15 protein-coding genes and 1 pseudogene are annotated in these 20,618 nt (G+C 41.7%); 12 read left to right on the top strand and 4 right to left on the bottom strand.

Features of this window, described 5'->3' with window-relative positions; translation table 11 throughout:
• The 6 genes and pseudogenes from H6F92_RS26165 to H6F92_RS16975 form a co-directional block, all read left to right on the top strand.
• Positions 1 to 1,042, top strand: a pseudogene (locus tag H6F92_RS26165) (RNA-guided endonuclease InsQ/TnpB family protein); the annotation flags it as partial.
• A 497-nt stretch (positions 1,043 to 1,539) separates the two neighbouring features.
• On the top strand, positions 1,540 to 2,247 hold the full coding sequence (locus H6F92_RS16995; protein WP_190358821.1) for an SIMPL domain-containing protein: 708 nt from the start codon (positions 1,540 to 1,542) through the stop codon (positions 2,245 to 2,247).
• Positions 2,248 to 2,326: 79 nt separating this feature from the next.
• Positions 2,327 to 3,214, top strand: a complete 888-nt coding sequence (locus H6F92_RS16990; protein WP_190358820.1) for an alpha/beta fold hydrolase — start codon at positions 2,327 to 2,329, stop codon at positions 3,212 to 3,214.
• A 42-nt stretch (positions 3,215 to 3,256) separates the two neighbouring features.
• On the top strand, positions 3,257 to 3,631 hold the full coding sequence (locus H6F92_RS16985; RefSeq protein WP_190358819.1) for a hypothetical protein: 375 nt from the start codon (positions 3,257 to 3,259) through the stop codon (positions 3,629 to 3,631).
• 497 nt (positions 3,632 to 4,128) lie between these two features.
• A complete protein-coding gene (gene gatB, locus H6F92_RS16980; RefSeq protein WP_190358818.1) occupies positions 4,129 to 5,601 on the top strand; it encodes an Asp-tRNA(Asn)/Glu-tRNA(Gln) amidotransferase subunit GatB in 1,473 nt (490 codons plus the stop codon).
• A gap of 234 nt (positions 5,602 to 5,835) precedes the next feature.
• Positions 5,836 to 6,486: a ParA family protein gene (locus H6F92_RS16975; RefSeq protein ID WP_002745320.1), complete on the top strand. Its 651-nt coding sequence runs from the start codon at positions 5,836 to 5,838 to the stop codon at positions 6,484 to 6,486.
• A gap of 17 nt (positions 6,487 to 6,503) precedes the next feature.
• Here H6F92_RS16975 and H6F92_RS16970 read toward each other — a convergent pair whose 3' ends face one another.
• Together H6F92_RS16970 and H6F92_RS16965 are read right to left on the bottom strand one after the other, a co-directional pair.
• On the bottom strand, positions 6,504 to 6,956 hold the full coding sequence (locus tag H6F92_RS16970; RefSeq protein WP_190358817.1) for a hypothetical protein: 453 nt from the start codon (positions 6,954 to 6,956) through the stop codon (positions 6,504 to 6,506).
• A gap of 636 nt (positions 6,957 to 7,592) precedes the next feature.
• Entirely contained in the window at positions 7,593 to 8,390 is a 798-nt protein-coding gene (locus H6F92_RS16965) for a pentapeptide repeat-containing protein (protein ID WP_190358816.1), read from the bottom strand.
• Positions 8,391 to 8,852: 462 nt separating this feature from the next.
• On the opposite strand from H6F92_RS16965, the gene H6F92_RS16960 reads away from it, so the two are divergent.
• The 3 genes from H6F92_RS16960 to H6F92_RS16950 are packed head-to-tail and all read left to right on the top strand — an operon-like array spanning position 8,853 to position 12,185.
• The gene (locus H6F92_RS16960) at positions 8,853 to 9,890 is read left to right on the top strand and encodes an AI-2E family transporter (RefSeq protein ID WP_190358815.1); all 1,038 of its coding nucleotides are present in this window, start codon (positions 8,853 to 8,855) and stop codon (positions 9,888 to 9,890) included.
• Positions 9,891 to 9,908: 18 nt separating this feature from the next.
• The gene (locus H6F92_RS16955) at positions 9,909 to 10,766 is read left to right on the top strand and encodes an amino acid ABC transporter substrate-binding protein (protein ID WP_190358814.1); all 858 of its coding nucleotides are present in this window, start codon (positions 9,909 to 9,911) and stop codon (positions 10,764 to 10,766) included.
• Between the two features lie 12 nt (positions 10,767 to 10,778).
• A complete protein-coding gene (locus H6F92_RS16950) occupies positions 10,779 to 12,185 on the top strand; it encodes a DUF2079 domain-containing protein (protein ID WP_190358813.1) in 1,407 nt (468 codons plus the stop codon).
• On the opposite strand, the gene miaA is transcribed toward H6F92_RS16950, so the two are convergent.
• Complete coding sequence (gene miaA, locus H6F92_RS16945) at positions 12,127 to 13,074, bottom strand: tRNA (adenosine(37)-N6)-dimethylallyltransferase MiaA (RefSeq protein WP_190358812.1); 948 nt, start codon at positions 13,072 to 13,074, stop codon at positions 12,127 to 12,129. The two genes, H6F92_RS16950 and miaA, sit on opposite strands and share 59 nt — an antisense overlap.
• A 547-nt stretch (positions 13,075 to 13,621) precedes the next feature.
• Entirely contained in the window at positions 13,622 to 15,475 is a 1,854-nt protein-coding gene (gene ftsH3, locus H6F92_RS16940; RefSeq protein WP_052275780.1) for an ATP-dependent zinc metalloprotease FtsH3, read from the bottom strand.
• A gap of 272 nt (positions 15,476 to 15,747) precedes the next feature.
• On the opposite strand from ftsH3, the gene H6F92_RS16935 reads away from it, so the two are divergent.
• From H6F92_RS16935 to H6F92_RS16925, 3 genes are read left to right on the top strand one after another with little or no spacing between them, the layout of a single operon-like run.
• Positions 15,748 to 16,995 carry an RNA polymerase subunit sigma-70 gene (locus H6F92_RS16935; RefSeq protein WP_190358811.1) on the top strand — a complete coding sequence of 416 codons (1,248 nt, stop codon included), beginning with the start codon at positions 15,748 to 15,750 and terminating at the stop codon, positions 16,993 to 16,995.
• Positions 16,996 to 16,997: 2 nt separating this feature from the next.
• Positions 16,998 to 18,125: a DUF1822 family protein gene (locus H6F92_RS16930; protein ID WP_190358810.1), complete on the top strand. Its 1,128-nt coding sequence runs from the start codon at positions 16,998 to 17,000 to the stop codon at positions 18,123 to 18,125.
• Between the two features lie 15 nt (positions 18,126 to 18,140).
• Positions 18,141 to 20,609: a CHASE2 domain-containing protein gene (locus H6F92_RS16925; RefSeq protein ID WP_190358809.1), complete on the top strand. Its 2,469-nt coding sequence runs from the start codon at positions 18,141 to 18,143 to the stop codon at positions 20,607 to 20,609.
• Positions 20,610 to 20,618 lie beyond the last annotated feature (9 nt).

The raw sequence follows: 20,618 nt of genomic DNA, 5'->3' as shown, positions 1-20,618 counted from the left end.
TGTATATAAATATGTCACTCAATTAAGAAGTGAATACCCTTTTGTTCAAGACCTTAACTCTACAGCTTGTCAACAGGCTTGCGAACGGACTTGGACTGCTATTCTTAGGTTCTCTAACAATTGCCAGAACCAAATCGCTGGTAAAAAAGGATATCCTAAATACTCTAAACGTACTCATTCTGTTGAGTTGAAAAAGTCAGGTTGGAAACTTAATCGAAATTCCAAGAGAATAACTTTCACTGATGGAAAAAACCTTGGGGAGTTAAAACTAATTGGTAGTCGAGACTTGTTGGATTTTCAAGAATGGCAAATTCAACGGATAAGAATAGTTAAAAGGGCTGATGGATATTATTGCCAGTTAATGCTAAAACTCGATGCTAGAGATATAACCCCACAATCAGAATCGACGGGTCATTGCCTAGGATTAGATATGGGGTTAAAATATCTTTATGCTGACAGTAACGGGAATACAGTAGAGCCTCCTAAGTATTATCGAAAAGCCGAGAAGCGTCTTAATAAACTGAATAGAAGAAAGTCTAAAAAGTTTAAGAGAGGACAAAAGCAGTCTAATAACTACAAAAAAGCTAGTCAAAAATACGCCAAGGGACATTTAAAAGTAAGTAGGCAACGAGAAGAGTTTGCTAAAAAATTGGCACTCCGTTTAATTCAGTCAAACGACTTGATAGCTCAGGTCGATTTAAAAGTCAAGAACCTTGTGCGTAATCAAAAACTAGCCAAGAGTATCAATGATGCTGGTTGGTCACAATTGAGAAAATGGATTGAGTATTTTGGTATTAAATACGGACGATTGACCATAGCAGTTAATCCCGCCTATACTATACAAGTCAAGAATGCCTTAATTGTGGTCGGTTAATCCAAAAGTCTCTATCAGTTAGAACTCATGTTTGTTCCTGCGGATATGTGGAAGATAGGGACAAGATGGCGGCATTAAATATACTCAAAAAAGCTACGATAGGGCATATCGGAAGCTAACGCTTGGGGAGATTTAAGCTCTATTTTGGTTGGTAGAAATACCTGCTAAGACAACTTGAGTCAGTGAACCAAGAATCCCTCGCATAAGCGCGACGGGAGTGTCAATCTTATACTTCTAGGATGACTGAGTGAGACCTTTCTTCGCCGCTTTTTTTCTTTGTTGCACAAGGGATTACGTCTTAGCTTAGTATTGACTTCTTCCCTAAAATGAATGGCTCTCTGGGATATTGGCTGAAAAATGTTGACAATGTTAGATTAGGGGCGCAAGCAGTTCGATCAACTCACTGACCACGTTGCGCCCCTACCGCTGCGCGTGGTGTGATTGGTAGGGGCGTATAGCGTACGCCCTTTTTTCGACAAGATTTGCCCATCACCATAACCCCAAGAGAGCCAAAGCAATTGGACAGTTGTCGATATTTATTACTACAGCTTCCCAGAGCTTAGTCACCAATATTCCGAAAGTGACGGAAAAGGGATAATCTTCCACTCAATTGCCCAAAATAAAGGCTAGAATCGAAATATAGTATCGATCGCTAGAGATTTTTGATGAATTACCAAAAATTTTGCTGGGCTTTTTTGCTGTCCCTTATCCTCATCAACACCGGATTAGTTATGCCTAGTTACGCAAACACAAGAGAATTGAGGACAATTACCGTGACGGGAGAAGGAATAGAAAATATCGCCACTTCTCAAGCAATAGTGCGCTTAGGGGTAGAAGTTCAAGGCAAAGAAGCGGGTAAGGTGCAGCGGGAAACCGCCACTCGTAGCGATGCGGTGGTTAAATTTCTCCGTTCCCGTCAAGTGGAAAAATTGGAAACCACCGGCATTAGTTTACAGCCCAATTACGACTTCAGCAACAATCAAAGACGTTTAATCGGTTATATCGGGGCTAATTTGATTAGTTTTCAGGTTGATATAGCCCAAGCGGGGAGTTTAATCGATGAAGCGGTGAAAGTCGGGGCAACACGCATCGATGGGGTCAGTTTTACTGCTGGAGAATCAGCGATCGCAGCTGCCCAAAGAACCGCTCTCATCAAAGCCACGGAACAAGCTAGAGAACAGGCTACAATCGTGTTACAAGCCCTCGGTTTAGTGCCGAAAGAAACGGTTTCTATCCAAGTGGGTAATACCAGTAATCCCGTGCCAATAGCCCGCTCAGAAGCGGTTTTTCGGAGTGCCGATGCTGCCAGTAGCCCAGTTATCGGAGGGGAACAAACCCTGCGCGCTGCTGTCACCCTCGAAATTAGCTATTAACATCTGTAGCTAGAGACAACTAACTACACATATCTAACCACCTCTTGCCTGTTGCCTCATCAAACTTTCGCCCTCATCCGTGAATTATCCCAACTTTTTACCCACTGTTAGGGAGGGATTGAGTGAAGATACCTCCCTTGCTCTCCTCGAAAATATCCAACAAATTGCCATCGATAGCCCCATCTATCCTCGATCGATTCTAACTACCTATAGTCAACAAGGGCAAGGTCAACCGCCCTTTGTTCTTCTGCACGGTTTTGATAGTTCCTTGCTGGAATTTCGGCGTTTACTACCCTTACTCGCCCAAAATAGGGAAACTTGGGCGATAGATATGCTCGGCTTCGGTTTTACTGAGCGATACCCAGATTTAGAAGTATCTCCGAAAACTATTAAAAGCCATCTTTACCATTTCTGGAGAACTGCGATCGCCGAACCAATGATTTTAGTCGGTGCTTCCATGGGGGGTGCAGTGGCCCTAGATTTTGCCCTCTCCTACCCGGAAATAGTGGCAAAATTAGTCCTGATTGACAGCGCAGGACTAGCTAACCCCCCAGTTTTGGGTAAATTGATGTTTTCTCCCCTCGATAAGTGGGCAACTAATTTTTTAGCCAATCCCCGCGTGCGTCAAAATATCAGTCGTACTGCCTATTTTGATGCAACTTTAGCCACTGTTGATGCTTGCACCTGTGCCAATCTGCACCTGAATTGTCCCCACTGGAGTGAGGCTTTAATCTCCTTTACCAAAAGTGGCGGTTATGGGGCATTTTTACCGAAATTAAGCCAAATAAACCGAGAAACTCTGATTATTTGGGGAGAAAACGATCAAATTTTAGGCACAAAAGACGCGAAGATATTTCAGCAGGCTTTACCCAATAATCAACTGGTTTGGATTCCTCGCTGTGGTCATGTTCCCCATCTCGAAAAACCGGAACTTACCGCAGCCGCGATAGTTAAATTTGCGAGCTAAAAACTTATAATGAGATTATTTGACCCTATAGTGCCAACTTTTATGAAATTTTTGCCGATCGCTCTCGCTGCATTCAGCCTTCTGAGTTTATCTGTCAATATTCCCGCTACCGTGGCCACACAACAGCTTTTTTGTCGAGGTCGCATGAATAACGGTTGGTCCTATTCGGCAGAATTTATCAATGGACGTTTTGAACGCATTCGCTGGACGCGTTCTGGTCAACCTCCCCAAGTTTCTAGCCTTAGTTTTAAAAATACTAACAACAAAGGACAACCGATTTATCGTGGCAGTTTATTCGCCGCAGTCAGTGTCACTCTGATAGACTTATCGAAAGGAGATGTCCGTCCCGGTTCGCAAATTTCCGTGGGAGTGGAAGAATGGGGTTGGTCCCGGGGAAACTGCGTTTCTAACCGATAATTCCGGTTGTTAGCGGACAGTCAAGATTAAAATTATCTCAGGGAGACAAACTGGAGTCGATTTGAAGAGCTAAGTAGTCGTGCAAAATAAATTTCCTAGTGAAGAAAGGCAAAAGGCAGGAGGCAAGAGGCAAGGGGGGGTAGATATGTGTAATTAATTTTGCTTAGGTACTTACCAACTCCTCTAGGGTCAGGGTAAAGGCATCTCAAAGGCTATTGACAATTGGCCAATTTTGTCGGCTGCTTGCTGTGTAGGCATTTCAAATGCTACCAGTCAATCAGAATATTTACGAACTCGACCTATGTATCTTATGCCTTTGATAAAATCAAAAATAATGGCGGACATTGGTTGGATAAATTATCTTTTTTGAGCTATATTAAAGGTGCAGAAAGTTATTAGTAACTACAGTATTAAGTTTTTTGAAGGGAGGGAATGCTCCAGAATCGCGACTATAATGAGTAAACAGATCATTCCTGTGTCGGCTAGAGCGAGAAAATATGTCTGCCACTGAATACGAAGCAATTATCGGTTTAGAAACCCACTGTCAACTCAACACCAAAAGCAAGATATTTTGTTCCTGTCCTACCAACTTCGATAGTCCCCCCAATACTAACGTCTGTCCCGTCTGTTTGGGTTATCCGGGGGTATTACCCGTCCTTAACCAAGAAGTCCTGGCCAGTGCTGTTAAACTGGGATTAGCTATCGATGGTAAAATCACACCTCATAGCAAATTCGATCGCAAACAGTATTTTTATCCCGACCTGCCGAAAAATTATCAAATTTCCCAGTATGATCTCCCTATTGTCGAACAGGGTCAACTAGAAATCGAGATCGTCGATAAAAAAACTAAGGAAGTTAGCCGCAAAATTATCGGCATTACCCGTCTGCACATGGAAGAAGACGCGGGAAAACTGGTTCATGCTGGCAGCGAACGTCTCTCCGGTTCCACCCATTCCCTCGTGGATTTTAATCGTACAGGTGTACCATTATTGGAAATTGTCTCGGAACCGGATTTACGCACCGGGGCCGAAGCGGCGGAATATGCCCAAGAATTACGGCGTTTAGTGCGTTATCTCGGCATCAGTGACGGTAATATGCAGGAAGGTTCCCTGCGCTGCGATGTCAATATTTCCGTTCGCAAAAAAGGCACTAAAAAGTTCGGGACTAAGGTAGAAATCAAAAATATGAACTCCTTTAGTGCTATCCAAAAAGCCATAGAATACGAGATCGATCGACAAATTGAAGCGATCAAAAATGGCGAACTGATCGTACAGGAAACCCGTCTTTGGGAAGAAGCTACTCAACGGACGATTAGTATGCGGAAAAAAGAAGGTTCTAGCGATTATCGCTATTTTCCCGAACCGGATTTACCCCCCCTAGAAGTCTCCCCCGAACAGTTAAAAGCTTGGGCGGAAGAATTACCGGAATTACCCGCTCGTAAACGTCGTCGTTATGAAGAAGAATTTGGTCTTTCCGCCTACGATGCCAGGGTTTTAACCGATGATCGCACCGTGGCTGAATATTTTGAAACTGCCGTAATTGCGGGGGCCAATGCGAAATTAGTCGCTAACTGGATCAGTCAAGATATCGCCGCTTATTTGAATAATAATAAGCTGACGATCACAGAAATTTCCCTGCAAGCGTCAGACTTAGCCGAATTAGTTAAACTGATTGAAACGGGAACAATTAGTGGCAAAATTGCTAAGGAAATTTTACCCGAACTTCTCACCGAAGGCGGTTCACCGAAAGCGCTGGTGGAAAAGAAAGGATTAATACAAATTTCTGACACTTCTGCGATCGAAAAACTGATCGAGGAAATTATCGCCTCCCATCCAAGCGAGTTAGAAAAATTCCGGGCGGGTAAAACCAATCTTAAGGGATTTTTTGTCGGTCAAGTCATGAAAAAAAGCGGCGGTAAGGCCGATCCTAAATTAACTAGCCAAATCTTAGATCAAAAACTTTCTGGTTAGTTATATTCAGTGATCAGTAATCAGTAAACAGTAATCAGTGGGGAGCTTTTTTTCAGTGATCAGTAAACAGTAAACAGTAAACAGTAAACAGTGAACTTAAAACTCAAATCTGATAACTGGTAACTGATAACTGGTAACTGATAACTGATAACTGATAACTGATAACTGATAACTGATAACTGATAACTGATAACTGATAACTGATAACTGATAACTGATAACTGATAACTGAAAATGACCTCGCAATTAAAGCCTAATAGCCCAAAAATCCTCGCTGTTGTCAACGGTAAAGGTGGTGTGGGTAAAACCACCACTGCGGTCAATTTAGCGGCAATTTGGGGGCAGAATCAGCGTGTTTTGCTGGTGGATGCGGATCCGCAGGGTTCCTCCACTTGGTGGGTAGAAAGAAATCAAGCGGGTATGGTATTTGATTTAGCCAAGCAAATTAATACAGAGAAATTAGGAGAATTGCGTCAAATTATCGAGTACGATCTGATCGTGATTGACACACCACCGGCTTTGCGTTCCGAATTACTTACCGCAGTCATAGCAGAATCGGATTATTTAATTTTACCGACTCCCCCCGCACCGATGGATTTAATGGCTTTAATTGACACGGTACGCACGGCAGTTAAACCCTTAGGAATTGCCTATCGGGTTTTGTTAACAAAAGTGGATTCCCGTAGTCTTAAGGAAACTTTAGAAGCACAAAATACTTTATTAGAATTAGGTATTCCCGCCTGTCATGCTTTTGTCAGAAATTATAAGGCCCACGAAAAAGCCGTTTTAGACGGGGTTGCTATTACCAATTGGCGCGGTAAAAATGCCCAAGAAGCCAGCGCCGATTATCGTCGTGTGGCCGAAGAATTAGAACGAGATTGGTAGATTTATGAACAGGTTTTCTAAGGACAATATTTTTGTAGTAAAGAAATCACTAAATCCAGACCATCGGGCTGAACTTGAACAGTATAGGCTTCGGCTTCAATTTGTCTGCTAAAACCCTGATAATTCATAAAAAATCTTCTGGTCATTGCCGGTGGTTCTATGGCTAAATTAAGAGCTTTAACTGTTTTGCCTCCATGACAAAGTTGAGCGGCATGGACAGCTTCATGAATTAATGTTGGTCGGGCAATACCTAAGTCAAAAACTAGGGGATGAATCCAAATAATTCTAGTTTTACTATCAAATAAACCGTAGGCTCCTCGCACTGGTGGCGGGGCAAGTTTGACGATGAAATTGTGTTGTTCTAGAGCTTTTTGCAGCCGTAAAAAATCAGGATTCGCCGCCGATAAATTTTCTCCTGCAGCTAATTGCATCCCTAGAAAAACAGCAGCAATTGTGTAACAAATGCCCATCAGGTGATAGTTCCTATTAAAAAAATAAGTAGTCGTGCAAAATTAATTTCCTAGTCGAGACAGGAGACAGGAGACAGGAGACAGGAGACGGGATACAGCTATTAGGGATCGGATTTGAGTTTTCAGTTCTCTGTTTGCTCACATCAGCAGAAGTCTGACGGAGTAGTGGCTTAGATGTGTAATTAGGGTTTGCTGAATAATGGTAAAACCCTTTTAAAATAAAGCTTTTGACCTGTTAAAGTCCGATGTTAGTGCAAGAAAATAGGATTGGGACGTTCAAAAACCTTGCATTATCCTTCTTGTAGTACATCGCTTGGTACAAAAAACAAGGGCAACAAAGCCTAAAACGACCGACTCCTGACGACCGGCTACTGACTCCTACCCCCAGGAAAAACTTTTTCAGCAGACCCTAATTAATTGTGCTTAGATACTTATCAAAATTAGCAAGAGGTTTAATGAAACCTCTTGCATAATTAATTTTTGAGGGTTCAAAAACGGTAAAAATAAGGATTAAATTGCATAAAATCCTTAAATAGACCATTTAATTGATTATTATTCATTCTTAATTCTCCTGACTACTGACTCCTGACCCCTGACTCCTAACCCTAACAACAATTTTTGATTTTTACAAGAGGTCTATTGATGAATCGAACCATCGGGGAGAATTGTTCCTGTTAAAATTGCTCCAGTTAATTTGACCATAATACGCTTACCGAAGCCAATTTTTGCCCCGCGTAAATCCGCCGCCGACAGATCTGCCCCACTTAAATCCGCTCCGATGAGATTGGCTTCCTGTAAATTTGCGCCTTTAAGGTTAGCTTCGAGGAGATTGGCGCGAAAAAGATTAGCTTTGTACAGATTAGCCTTTTCTAGGTTAATTTTGTGCAGGAAGCTATCGCTTAAGTCCGCATGGCTTAAATCTGCCCCGATGAGACTGCGACTAGAGAGATCTTTTTCCTTCAGGTTAGCTCCCTGTAAATCGGCTCCGTTTAAATCCCGATAGTGAGGGCGCCAGGCGGCATGATTGTGAACCTGATGGTTATTCTGGGAGTGGCTGTGTTGACTATGGGTTTGTTGACTATGGGTTTGTTGACTATGGGTTTTATGACTGTGGGTTTGGGAATTTTGGCCCGGTTGGCTAGGGTGAGGCTGATAGGGGGAGGCAGTTTTATAGGCGTGGGCGGGCTGTTTTTCAGTTTTAGGGGCGGAATTGGAGCGTTTAGGAGAATTTTGATGAATTTCCCGCAATTGTTCCCTAGCGTGGTTAATTTCTTGCAGTTTAGCGGTGGCTTTTTCCAAAAGACGCTGATTATCTTTGGGAATGCGATCGGGATGCCAAATAAACACCAAATCTTTGTAGGCTTGATTGATCTCGTCGAGAGATGCCCCATGATCTAACCCTAAAACTTTATAGTATCGCTCCAATTCTTTCATTATCGAAGTCCTAATACAAGGATAAAAGCATTAATGGCTACAATTTCTCTGAGTCTTGTCGGATTTTCTAGGAGAGGATTTCTTTCAGGATAATTTGACTCTGGGAGAGTTGCCATAAAATTTTAGAAAAAGTCTAGTAATTAAGAAAATCTCGTTTTTCTATCCTGTTTTGTGGTGTAACTGTATAGCATATAACAGCAAAATTAGCAAATTATTGATACAAAACTTGATTTGTGCTGTTAGGGAAGTGGGGAAGTGGGGAAGTTGGGAAGTGGGGAAGTGGGGAGGTGGGGAGGTGGGGAAGTGGGGAAGTGGGAAGTGGGGAAGTGGGGAAGTGGGGAAATTGAACTAAAACCCCAAAACCCCAAGACTCCAAAACCCCAAGACCTAAAACCTATCTCCTGCCGACCGCCGACCGACTGCTGTATGATAAAACTTGTCCCGATAGGATAAATCAAGGTCGTGAAATTTGGTCAGTGGTTGGGGTTTATCTGTTTAATAATGGCTCTGTATGTATTGTGGCAGATTCGACAGCTGTTATTATTGATTTTTATGGCGATCGTGTTTACCGTAGCCTTAAATAGATGTGTAAAAGGATTGCAGAGATTGGGGATTAAAAGGGGTTTGGCTATTTTAATCACCCTGCTGACGAGTCTAGGAATTGTGATTTTATTTTTTATAATTATTGTTCCCCCCTTTATCGAACAGTTTCAAAAATTAATTGAACTTTTACCGCAAGCTTGGGATTTAGTCCGCAATAACTCGATTCAATGGCGACAACAATTTCAATTTGATTGGTTGCCATCGCTGCCTAATTTAACTGATTTATTCCAGCAGTTACAACCTTTAGGAACCTTTGTTTTTAGTAACTTTTTTACCTTCTTTTCTAACTCAGTTGCGGCAATTTTGCAATTATTATTCGTGCTGGTGTTAGCAATGATGATGTTAGCCAACCCCCAACCCTATCGACAAGCTTTCTTAAAATTATTTCCTAACTTCTATCGTCGTCGTGCCGAGGAAATTCTGACCCTATCGGAAGCGGGTTTAGGTAATTGGTTGTTGGGAATTGCCATTAGTTCAACTATGGTAGGATTATTCAGTGGTTTCGGTCTTTGGCTTCTACAAATTAATCTAGTTCTCGTTCATGCTATCCTAGCAGGATTGCTCAATTTTATCCCTAATATCGGACCGACTGCTAGTGTGATTTTTCCCATTCTAATTGCTGTTATCGATGCACCTTGGAAAATTGTCGCTATTCTGATTCTCTATTTTATTATCCAAAATGTCGAAAGTTATTGGCTGACACCCACTGTCATGGCTAAACAGGTATCTTTACTACCGGCAATTACCCTAATTGCTCAAATTTTCTTTGCTCAAATGTTTGGCATCTTAGGTTTATTATTGGCTTTACCTTTGACAGTGGTAGTAAAAACATGGTTAGATGAATTATTATTCAAAGACATTTTAGATAAATGGGATCACGGCCATAACAAATCTTAAATAATCTCGGCAAAAGTCATGAAATTAATCATTCTTACTCTCGTTATTTTATCTAATGTTTTTGCTGCTCTCCCCGCTAAGTCTGAAACAGTGCTAGAAAAAATTAAACGCACGGGATTATTAGAAGTAGCGATGAGAGAAGATGCCATTCCTTTTGGCTATCGAGATAGTAATAATAATTTGCAGGGATTATGCTTAGATTTTATCCAATTGCTCAGAGGGGAACTCAAGCATAAATTAAACCTCCGGATCATCAGTGTCAAAATTTATAAATCAACTTTATTTAATCGCTTCCAGTTATTGGAAAATAAAACCGTTGATTTCGAGTGTGGTCCTAATAGTATCAGAAAAAATATACCCAATGCTGTCAGTTTTTCTCGTCCTTTTTTTGTGACGGGAACTCAGTTTTTAGTTCGGAGTGATAATCAGAATAATTTTAACTTTTCCTCGTCCTTAGAAGGTATAAGTATTGGAGTTTTGCGAGATACCAGCACTCAAGAATTATTAAGACAAAAATATCCTCTTGCTACCTATCAGGAATTTCAAGGAGTGACGGGAAGACTGCGAGGTATCCAAAGTTTAAGAAGGAATGGAATAGATGCTTTTGCTAGTGATGGGATTCTGCTAATTGGAGAAGCTGTCATTCTCGGTTTATCCCTAGGAAAAGATTATCAACTTATCCCGCGCAATCCTTTAAATTGTGATTATTATGGTTTTATTCTTCCCGCTAATGATCCCCAATGGCAAGAGTTTATTAATGGGGTTATCGTCACCAGTGAGAACAGAAATATTTTTAAAACATGGTTTACTGAAGTTGCTTCTTATTTTATACATACCTGGCAGTATTGTCGTAATAATCCCGAAGAATCCAGGTAAAACTTTATAATTATGCACAAAAAAAATTATTTATTTTGGTTAGTTATTTGCGGCACAATAATCCTGTTTATTTGCAGCAGCATCAGACATATTTTATTTCAATCTAACGCTCTCGATCTTGGTTGGTTCGATCAAGGAGTTTACCTAATTTCTCAAGGTAAACCACCGATTATATCTTTTGTGGACTACCATATTTTAGGCGATCATATCGCTTTTATCCTCTATCCTATAGCCTTACTTTATAAAATTTATCCTAGCGTTTATTGGCTGCTTTTCTTACAAGCTTTTTCCCTTTCTCTTGGTGCTTTTCCCCTCTGGCAATTGGCAATACAAGCGGGATTAAAAGAAAAACAAGCTTATACATTAGCCTTAGTTTATCTGCTCTATCCCCTAATTTTTAATGTTAATCTCTTTGATTTTCATCCTGAAGTTATCGCAGTTCCAGCAATTTTTTGGACAATTTTGGCCGCAAGATTAAATAATCTCTGGGGATTTTGTCTAGGAATCATTATTATTCTCGGTTGTAAAGCAATTCTCTCTTTAACATTGTTGGGAATGGGTATCTGGTTACTTCTCTGGGAAAAGAAAAAAATCTCGGGAATAATTGCTATGATTAGCGGCATTCTTTGGTTTATTATCGCCACGAAATTATTAATCCCTCTACTGACAGGAAAATCAGCAGTTATTGAAATGGCCGATTCTCGATATAGTTATCTAGGAGATAGTTTACCAGCAATTATCTTTAATCTTTTCCTCAAACCCGATCTTGTCTTAGGAAAAATCTTTACTGGCAACAATCTAGAATACCTAATCCTATTAATTATTCCCTTAGTTTGGGGTTTATCCTGGCGCTATTCTGCCCCAATAATTGCCGCTATTCCCGCACTCGCTTTAAATTTATTAGCAGATCATGCCCCACAAAAAAACTTAACCACTCAATATTCCCTGCCAATTTTGCCCTTTTTATTTCTAGCGGTTATCGCCACTTTAGCCCATAATAGCAGCTGGTTGAAGCAGCCTAAATGGATAATTACTTGGGCAATTATTGCCTTTTTTGCCTTAGCTAAATACGGCTATTTTTGGTCACTGTATTTAAATTCCCTCGATACTTGGTCCGCCACCCAAAAAGCTCTCACCCAAATTACCACCAGTGAGAGTGTCTTGACTACTTCTAGAATTGCCCCCCATCTTACCCATCGAGAAATGATCAAATTAGCGATCGAAGGTTCCCAATCCCTAGATTTAAATCAATTTAATTATATCCTACTCGATCGCCGTCATCCCGGTTGGTCTAGTTCATCAGAACTAATTGATGATCACTTAAATAAACTGAATCAAAATGACAACTTTCAGTTAATCGTTAATCAGGATGATGTGTTTTTATATCGGGCCTTGACAACCCCTCAAGAAACAAAATAATTTCTCGTTCCACCGATTCCAATAAATTTTCTTTATCGACGGGAAACCAGATAATATCAGCATCGGCACGAAACCAAGTGCGCTGACGTTTGGCAAATTGACGGGTGTGGAGGATAATTAGATCGATCGCCTGTTCTAAAGAAATTTCCCCGAGCAGATATTGCTTAATCTCTGCATAACCCAAAGTCTGCAAAAGTGGCAAATCCCAACCGTATTTATCCCCCAAATTCTGCACCTCTGCTACTAATCCCCTGGCGATCATTTGATCAGTACGAACAGTGATCCGCTTGCCTAAACTTTCTGGGGAACAATCTAAACCAATTTGTAAAATCGGATAAGTGGGAGGATTTTCTCCCTGCTGACTAGAGATAGGTTTTCCTGTCAGATAAAAAACCTCTAAAGCGCGTAAAGTCCTGACCTGATCATGGGGATGAATTTTTTTAGTTGCCTCCTCATCTACCTGCGTCAGAATTTGATAAAGATAGGATTGCCCTAAAGCTTGTAATTGCCGTCTTAAATCCGCTTGAGGAGAAACCCTCGGTATTTTTAAACCTTTGACAATGGACTTGATATAAAGTCCCGTACCACCGACCAAAAACAGGGGAGAATAGTGGAGATTGTTGATTAAATCCTCAGCTTGTTCTTGGTACTGTGCTAGGGTAAAATTATCTTGAGGATCACAAATATCAATTAGATAATGGGGAATCCGCTGACATTCTTCTAAGCTAGGTTTAGCAGTACCAATATTAAATTCTCGATAGATTTGTCGGGAATCGGCACTGAGAATTACTGAATTAAACTTTTCGGCCAATTGTAGGGCTAAACTGGATTTTCCTGTGGCAGTTGCCCCACAAATAACAATTAAAATAGGTAAAGAGGAAGTAGTCATCAATGCTACATGACAGTAATCAGTGAACAGTGAAAAGACAGGACTGTTAAGCTAAGTGGGTGGGTGGAATTAAATATAAGATCAACGTAGGTTGGGTTGAAGCATGAAACCCAACGTCCGCTCATGTTGCGCTACCGCTAACCCATCCTACAAATAATTGTGCCTCCCTACTTAAGACGCATTTAAACTGGGTATTGTGAAGCTGATTAACAGGGGTACATCCCACATTAATTATCAGTGACTCTTAAATTATTACAGATATATCAGCAGCTATCTGTAAGCATCCCACCGAAAAACTAATGCGCTTCGGGGTTTGGGTAGGGTTGATTCATGAATCAACCCTACCTTGAATCAACCCTACCTTGAATCAACTTTAGGAGAAAGTTTCCGCTTAAAAATCCCAAATTACATGAGTAGAAAACGGGTTTCTCCGAGAAACCCGTTTTCTCTGTGTGGGATTGACAAAAATTGAGATGCACCCGATTAACAGCTATCAAAAAAAACAGCACCCTGATGGATGCTGTTTGTCAAGAAAATGTTACAAAACTTAAGCTAAAGCCGCCATTTTCACATCGTTATGAGCGAGGATATTTTGTAACTCCTCCGCGTCCACGGTTTCTTTTTCCACTAACATTTGTGCTAACTGGTCCAAGATGGCGCGGTTATTGACTAAAACCTCTTTAGCGCGACGATAGGCCTGTTCCACTAAGTTACGCACTTCCTCGTCAATAGCTGCCGCAGTTTCATCGGAGAAATCTCGATCGGAAGCGATATCACGACCTAGGAAAACATTACCATTTTGACGACCTAAGGCCACCGGTCCTAGGCGATCGCTCATACCGAAACGAGTGACCATTTGCCGCGCTACTCGTGCCACCTGTTGCAGGTCATTAGAAGCCCCCGTAGTCACTTCCTCCTCACCGAAGATAATTTCTTCAGCTAAACGACCCCCCAAAGCTACAGCCATCTGATTTTGCAGATAAGCGCGAGAATATAACCCGGATTCCATGCGATCCTCGCTAGGAGTGAACCAAGTTAAACCCCCGGCGCGACCGCGAGGAATAATACTAATTTTCTGGACGGGATCGTAATCCGGCATTAAAGCACCCACCAAAGCATGACCAGCTTCATGGTAAGCAACTAAAGTTTTGCGTTTTTCACTCATGACGCGATTTTTCTTCTCAGGACCTGCTAGGACACGATCGATCGCATCGTTGATCTCATCCATGGAAATCTCGGTTAAATTGCGACGTGCGGCTAAAATTGCGGCTTCGTTGAGCAAATTAGCCAGATCCGCACCGGTAAAACCGGGGGTACGACGAGCAATTTTATCTAGATCCACGTCTTGGGCCAAGGTTTTGCCTCTGGAGTGGACATTAAGGATTTCCTTGCGGCCAGCGTAATCGGGACGATCCACCACCACTTGGCGATCGAAACGACCCGGACGTAATAAAGCGGCATCCAGCACATCAGGGCGGTTAGTGGCGGCGATAATGATAATACCTGTATTACCTTCAAAACCGTCCATTTCCGTTAATAATTGGTTGAGGGTTTGTTCCCGTTCATCGTTACCACCCCCTAAACCGGCGCCCCGTTGACGACCGACAGCATCAATCTCATCGATAAAGACGATACAAGGTGCATTCGCTTTCGCTTGTTCAAATAGGTCGCGGACGCGAGAAGCACCCACCCCGACGAACATTTCCACGAATTCCGAACCGGAAATGCTAAAAAACGGGACTCCCGCTTCTCCAGCTACTGCGCGAGCGAGTAGGGTTTTACCTGTCCCCGGAGGACCGACTAAAAGGACTCCTTTGGGGATTTTTGCCCCAATTGCCGTGAAGCGATCGGCATTTTTGAGGAAGTCCACCACTTCGTTTAATTCTAATTTTGCCCCTTCAATCCCGGCCACATCACCGAAAGTAACCTGGGTTTGGGGTTCCATCTGTACTCTTGCTTTCGATTTGCCGAAGTTCATCGCTTGGGAACCGGGACCACTTTGGGCGCGACGGAGCAAGAAAAATAGACCAACAAGAAGCAATATAGGGAAAAATAGGCTACTGAAGGCTCTTACCCATACTCCTTCTTCTCTTTGGGGCAGTACGGAAATATCAACGTTATTTTCTGCCAAGATGTTGATTAATTGCGGATCGTTGGGCAGGTTAACTAATACATTTGCTCCATCTTGGGTGGGTACGATCGCTCGTTGCCGGTCGGCACTTAAGCGCACGGTTTCTACTTTACCTTCCCGTACTTCCTGTAAAAATTCACTATACTTCCAAGTCTGTTGCACTGCTGGCTGGCGATCGAAGAAAGCTGAGGCCAAGGCAAGGACTACGATTAACAATAGGGCATATAGTCCCGCATTGCGCCATTTTTTGTTATTACCGTTTTTGTTCACGCTGTCGAACTCCTGATAAATTGGGGATGATCTTATCGGTTGTTAAGGGGTTGTTAACTTATGTTAACGTTTCTCAGGAACAGTGGACAGGTTTTTTTTTAATATGCCCGTTCTGGTCCGCCATGGGGGTTAGCTGTTGGGGGTGGGGGAGTATGTCAATGTGACTCTCCTAGACCGAGTATGATCAATTTGTAACAAAATGCCAAAATACTGCATAAAAGCTGCAAGTGGAACGATAGAGAGTTTAGTTGACCTCCACGGGGACTAGCTAGATGAAAAAACGAGAGACTTTGCTGGAGAAGTTTTGTTGCTTTTTAGTTTTGCGACAAAATAGGACACAATGGAATTGCGATCGGCGTTTGCGTCGTAACATGGAAAGCTATGGCCCAATCGATCCTAATGTCGAGTCCGAGGATTATTGGTCCCTATTCTTTCAGCAACAGTATCAGAATCCCGGTTCCAAAAATCATCTTTTTCGTGGGCATTTATATGCTTATTTGCAGGAACCTTGCTACTGGGCTGCTGCCGAAATCTATCAAAAATATCAAGCTAAACTAGATTATCAGATCGAAGACTACTTTAACGAAGGAATTCTTGATTTTGAGGCTATCTTAGCTGACTTTAAGCCTTTATTCTCCACTCGCTTCGATAATTTTGCCAATCAGAGGATTAAATATCGCTTAATCGATCGCATCCGTCAGATTAGTCAAGCATTCGGCCATAATACTTGGAGCCTACTACTTAATTCTACCGGAGCGCGTCTCAGCCAAGCTCTCCAGGCGAGGGGATTAGTGGGAGAAACTCTCGAAAATTACCTTTTAGCTTGGGATTACTATAAAGAAATTTATGCCCAGGCAAAAATAAAAACCGATGGTAAAATTCAGGAACCTAGTCCAGAAATCTGGCAAAAAATCGCCGCTGCTTATAACTCGGATAGCCACTCTACCATCAAAATCAATTCTGGGACAATTACCCGATGGTTAAAGGATGCGGGACAAGCTATTTCTGATTATTTATTTCCCCAAGGAAAAACAATTTCCCTACAGCAACCTTTAGGGGGTGAGGAAAGTACCACGAGGGAAGAAATGATCGAAGATACTGACCATGATACCCCTTGGCAGCAATTAGAAGCGGCGGAAAATTTTCGCGAGTCGCAACAAAACCACCAAAAAATTCTAGCTTGGTTAGGGGCAGAAATTGAACAGATTTGTCAGCAGCCGCAACAGGCAAAACTGCATCCGCAAATTCAGTTAATTCTAGAGATGACTTATGGTTCAGGGTTGGGACAAGTGGCAATTGCCGCTAAGATTACAGAAATCACCACGGTAGTTATCAAACAATATCAGGTTTCTAGGGAACTGGATAAAGTTTATCGTCACCTCGCTAAAAAGTTTTTACCCTGGGCCAGCGAAAACCTGCATATTCCTTCCCAGTCTCACGATAGAGAAGTTATTAGTAAAGCAATAGAACCATGGCTAACATACTACTATCAAACCAGCGCAACAACTCAGGAGGATTAATTATGGTTAATGATTGGTTAGAACTAACTCCTGATAGCATTTGGCTAGAAATACCCGCAGATGTTCAAGAGATAAGTTGGGCAAAAAGTGCCAGTTTTACTGATGCCAGTATTCGTCAGAGATTTTATGTTAATTATCTTTGTCAACAAGTTATTTATAACTATCTACAGTCAGGGATGCCTGGGGTTAGCTTAGTAGAAAATCAAGAGGATTTCTGGCAACTAGGAGTTAATGGTTTTACCGTTAAATTAGGCGAAAAGTCAGTAATAGTTATTGCCAGCGAAACTCTGGATCTAGAAGCGATCGAAATTCCTCAAGAATGGGTAGATATTCCTCAATTAATTGGTGATTATTATCTAGCGGTACAGGTAAACACTGCCGAAAGTCATCTAAGAATTTGGGGTTATACTACCCATAAAGATATTAAGGAAAAAGGACAATATATTAAGCGTAATCTTAACTACTCTCTACCGAGAAATCAACTGCAATCAGGATCAGATTCTTTGGATTTATGGGGAGAGTATCAATTACAACCAGTTAAGATTGAACGGGAAAAGATGGAAGAAAAACTATCTTTAGATAGATTGACAACCTTACTAGACATCTTAGCTAATCCTCAGTTAATCTTTCCCAGAAAAGCCGTTACTTTTCAGGAATGGGCAGCAGTTATCGTCAATAGTAACTGGAGAAAAATTTTAATTACCCGTCGGCAAAAATCCCCCGTCAAGTTAACCAATTGGTTTGCCGATAATTTCCCCATTGATTGGCAAAGTATCCTCGATTTTAGCTCACTGTCACTGGTTCCAGCATTCAAAAATACAGAAATTAAACGCATCAAAGATTTAGGAGTAGAATTACTGGGAAATCCCCTCGCTTTGATGATTACTATCGCTAAAACTGAAGAAGTATTTAGCCTGCAAGCGACTGTTTACCCCACCGGAGAAACAAGCACTTTACCCCCCCATTTAAAATTAAGTATTCTCACCGAAACTGGCCAGGTTTTTCGAGAAGTAATTGCCACAGATAACGATGAATTTATTCGTTATCGATTTGATGCTGAATTGGGGGATAAATTCTTCATTGAAGTGGCTTTAGAATCGGCAAGAGTAACCGAATATTTACAAGTATAAGCGAGGAAAAACTTCATGATTAAACTCTTAACTCTCGAACTAGATGGCACATTTGATCGGGGATTTAAAGTAAAATTAGAAATTCGTCCCGATCTTAATTCTCGTCCCCAAACTGTGATCAAAGCAAGGCTACCAGCTAATTTAGAGTTATTAACTCTTTACCGTCAATGGCAACGTCACTATAGTGAATTAGAGGGATTTTTTAAAGTCTTAAAAGATAGCAATCCCCAACAAATTACCAATAGTTCTCAGCAGAATTTAGTCTTTAAAAACTGCCAAGAAAAAGCCAAATTATTTGAGGATAACTTAAACAAATGGTTGAATAATAGCCCAGAATTTGAACCGATAAAAACCGCAATTCTGCGCTCTGGTAATAACTTTCGTATCTGGGTACAAACCGATAATATTTGGCTGCAAAGATTCCCCTGGGAAAAATGGGAAATTCTCCAAAATACCGGCGCAGATATAGCCATTATTGTCTCAGAATACGATACCTTAAGCAGACAATTAAGAAATCATGAAAAAATTCGGATTTTAGCCATTTTAGGCTATGCCACCGACTTAAGATTTCTCGAAGAAGATCGCAAAACTTTAGACGATATTGCGGGAAAAGCAGGAGCAGAAATTATCTGGGAAAAAGCCCCTCACCCGCAAAAATTAAATCAGTTATTGCGTCAAGAAACTTGGAATATCCTCTTTTTTAGCGGTCATAGTGCCAGTACAGAAGATGGCCAAGATTGCGAAATTCAACTAACAGAAACTCATAAATTAAAGATAGCTGATTTTAGCTTTTCCCTGGGAGAAGCCACTAAAAACGGGTTAAAGTTAGCGATATTTAACTCCTGTGATGGTATCGGTTTGGCACAACAACTATCCCGGGAAAAAGGGATGGCATTACCCCATCTAATCTTTATGCGCGAGAAATTACCCGATCCCGTTTCTCCCAAATTTCTGCAATACTTTTTAACCGCTTTTACCAATAATAAATCTCTCTATAGCGCCGTACATGAAGCCCAAAAAAATCTCCACGATGACTGGGAAAAAGACTATCCCTGTGCCAGTTGGTTGCCCGTAGTTTGCCCCAATCCCACCGAAGAACCCCCCACTTGGCATAGTTTTAGTAACTCCCCTCAAAAACAACAAAATTGGCGACGATTTGCTCTAACTTTCGGTTTAGGTTTAGCCGTAACGATGACAGTCTTGGCAATAAGAGAAACAGGAATTTTAGAACCCTTAGAATTAAATATTTATGATCGTCTGATGCAACTAAAACCCAAAGATAAACCCGACGAAAGATTATTAATTATTACCATCGATCGCCAAGATTGGGCCTATCAAGATCGCATGGGTATGAAAAGACCAACAATACCCGGAAGCGATCAAAAACGTTCCCTCGCAGGAGAAGCATTATCGCAGCTTTTAAATAAATTACTGCCCTACGAACCGCAAATTATCGCCTTAGATATCCTCCGTCCCATCGCTGCCAGTCAAGATTATCCACCCCTAGCCAAACAATTACAAAATACTCCTAATTTTATCTCGATTTGTAAGTTCAATAATTACCCGCAACCGGACGGATTTCCCCCACCCCCGGAACTGCCAAAAAATCAGAGTGGTTTTAGTAACATAGTCCCAGACGAAACCATTGCCGGAGTTCCCCGAATTCGTCGTTTTTTATATCAGGCAAAACTCGATCGCACCTCTCCCTGTCTTCCCCCGGATTCTTTGGCCACAGTTGACTCAATGTCCTGTAATTTTAAAGATTATGCTCCTAGTTTTAGTCTCCTAATTGCCAAACGATATCTAGAATCCCAGAATCAAGATTTTGACTGCAATAAACTGCAGCGGGGAATTCTAGAAATTAATATCGGGGATACTCATCTCGGTGACTGGCTACAATCCAACCGCGGCCCCTATAGAACCAGTCAATCCGATACCCGATCCGGCCGTCAAGTTATGCTCGCTTACCGTCGAATCGCCGATAATGGCATCGATGCAATCATCAAAATTGCTCCGAAAAAATCTCTCCGACAGGTTTTAGATCCGGGTTTTAATTCCGAATCAGTCCGGGAAAAAATTGTCCTGATTGGAGTAACAGAACCCGGGATCGATGATTTTTTAACCCCCTTTAGTCGCAACCCATCGGAAGCAATTCCGGGGGTTTATTTGCACGCGCACGCGGTCAGTCAAATTCTCGATACAATGACAGGAAAACGTACCTCGATCGCTTTCTGGAATCCCCTACAGGAGGCTTTCTGGGTGCTGGGTTGGTCCCTGGTGGGGGGATTATTAACGTGGCGTTTTCTTCGGGTAAAAACGGTACTTTTGACAGTGGCGATCGCTGTGATTTCCCTTACTGGTATCGGTTGGCTTCTCTTTAGTTATTTCGGTCTCTGGGTTCCGATTATCCCCCCAGCGATCGCACTTCTCACCACCTCCGGTATCTTCTTTTTTCTTCGTTCTTATACTAAATCCGTTGAGTAACGCACAGAA

It is taken from the genome of Microcystis wesenbergii FACHB-1317 (assembly GCF_014696875.1).
Classification (GTDB): Bacteria; Cyanobacteriota; Cyanobacteriia; order Cyanobacteriales; family Microcystaceae; genus Microcystis; species Microcystis wesenbergii_A.
Note: the sequence above shows the minus strand (reverse complement) of the source record. Positions and strands in the feature narration are given on the sequence as shown.

Bases quoted from the DNA above. Each gene is read 5' to 3' on its own strand.
- H6F92_RS16995 (WP_190358821.1), top strand. From the start codon at position 1,540: ATGAATTACCAAAAATTTTGCTGGGCTTTTTTGCTGTCCCTTATCCTC.
- H6F92_RS16985 (WP_190358819.1), top strand. From the start codon at position 3,257: ATGAAATTTTTGCCGATCGCTCTCGCTGCATTCAGCCTTCTGAGTTTA.
- gatB (WP_190358818.1), top strand. From the start codon at position 4,129: ATGTCTGCCACTGAATACGAAGCAATTATCGGTTTAGAAACCCACTGT.
- H6F92_RS16975 (WP_002745320.1), top strand. From the start codon at position 5,836: ATGACCTCGCAATTAAAGCCTAATAGCCCAAAAATCCTCGCTGTTGTC.
- H6F92_RS16970 (WP_190358817.1), bottom strand. From the start codon at position 6,956: ATGGGCATTTGTTACACAATTGCTGCTGTTTTTCTAGGGATGCAATTA.
- H6F92_RS16965 (WP_190358816.1), bottom strand. From the start codon at position 8,390: ATGAAAGAATTGGAGCGATACTATAAAGTTTTAGGGTTAGATCATGGG.
- H6F92_RS16955 (WP_190358814.1), top strand. From the start codon at position 9,909: ATGAAATTAATCATTCTTACTCTCGTTATTTTATCTAATGTTTTTGCT.
- H6F92_RS16950 (WP_190358813.1), top strand. From the start codon at position 10,779: ATGCACAAAAAAAATTATTTATTTTGGTTAGTTATTTGCGGCACAATA.
- miaA (WP_190358812.1), bottom strand. From the start codon at position 13,074: ATGACTACTTCCTCTTTACCTATTTTAATTGTTATTTGTGGGGCAACT.
- H6F92_RS16935 (WP_190358811.1), top strand. From the start codon at position 15,748: ATGAAAAAACGAGAGACTTTGCTGGAGAAGTTTTGTTGCTTTTTAGTT.
- H6F92_RS16930 (WP_190358810.1), top strand. From the start codon at position 16,998: ATGGTTAATGATTGGTTAGAACTAACTCCTGATAGCATTTGGCTAGAA.
- H6F92_RS16925 (WP_190358809.1), top strand. From the start codon at position 18,141: ATGATTAAACTCTTAACTCTCGAACTAGATGGCACATTTGATCGGGGA.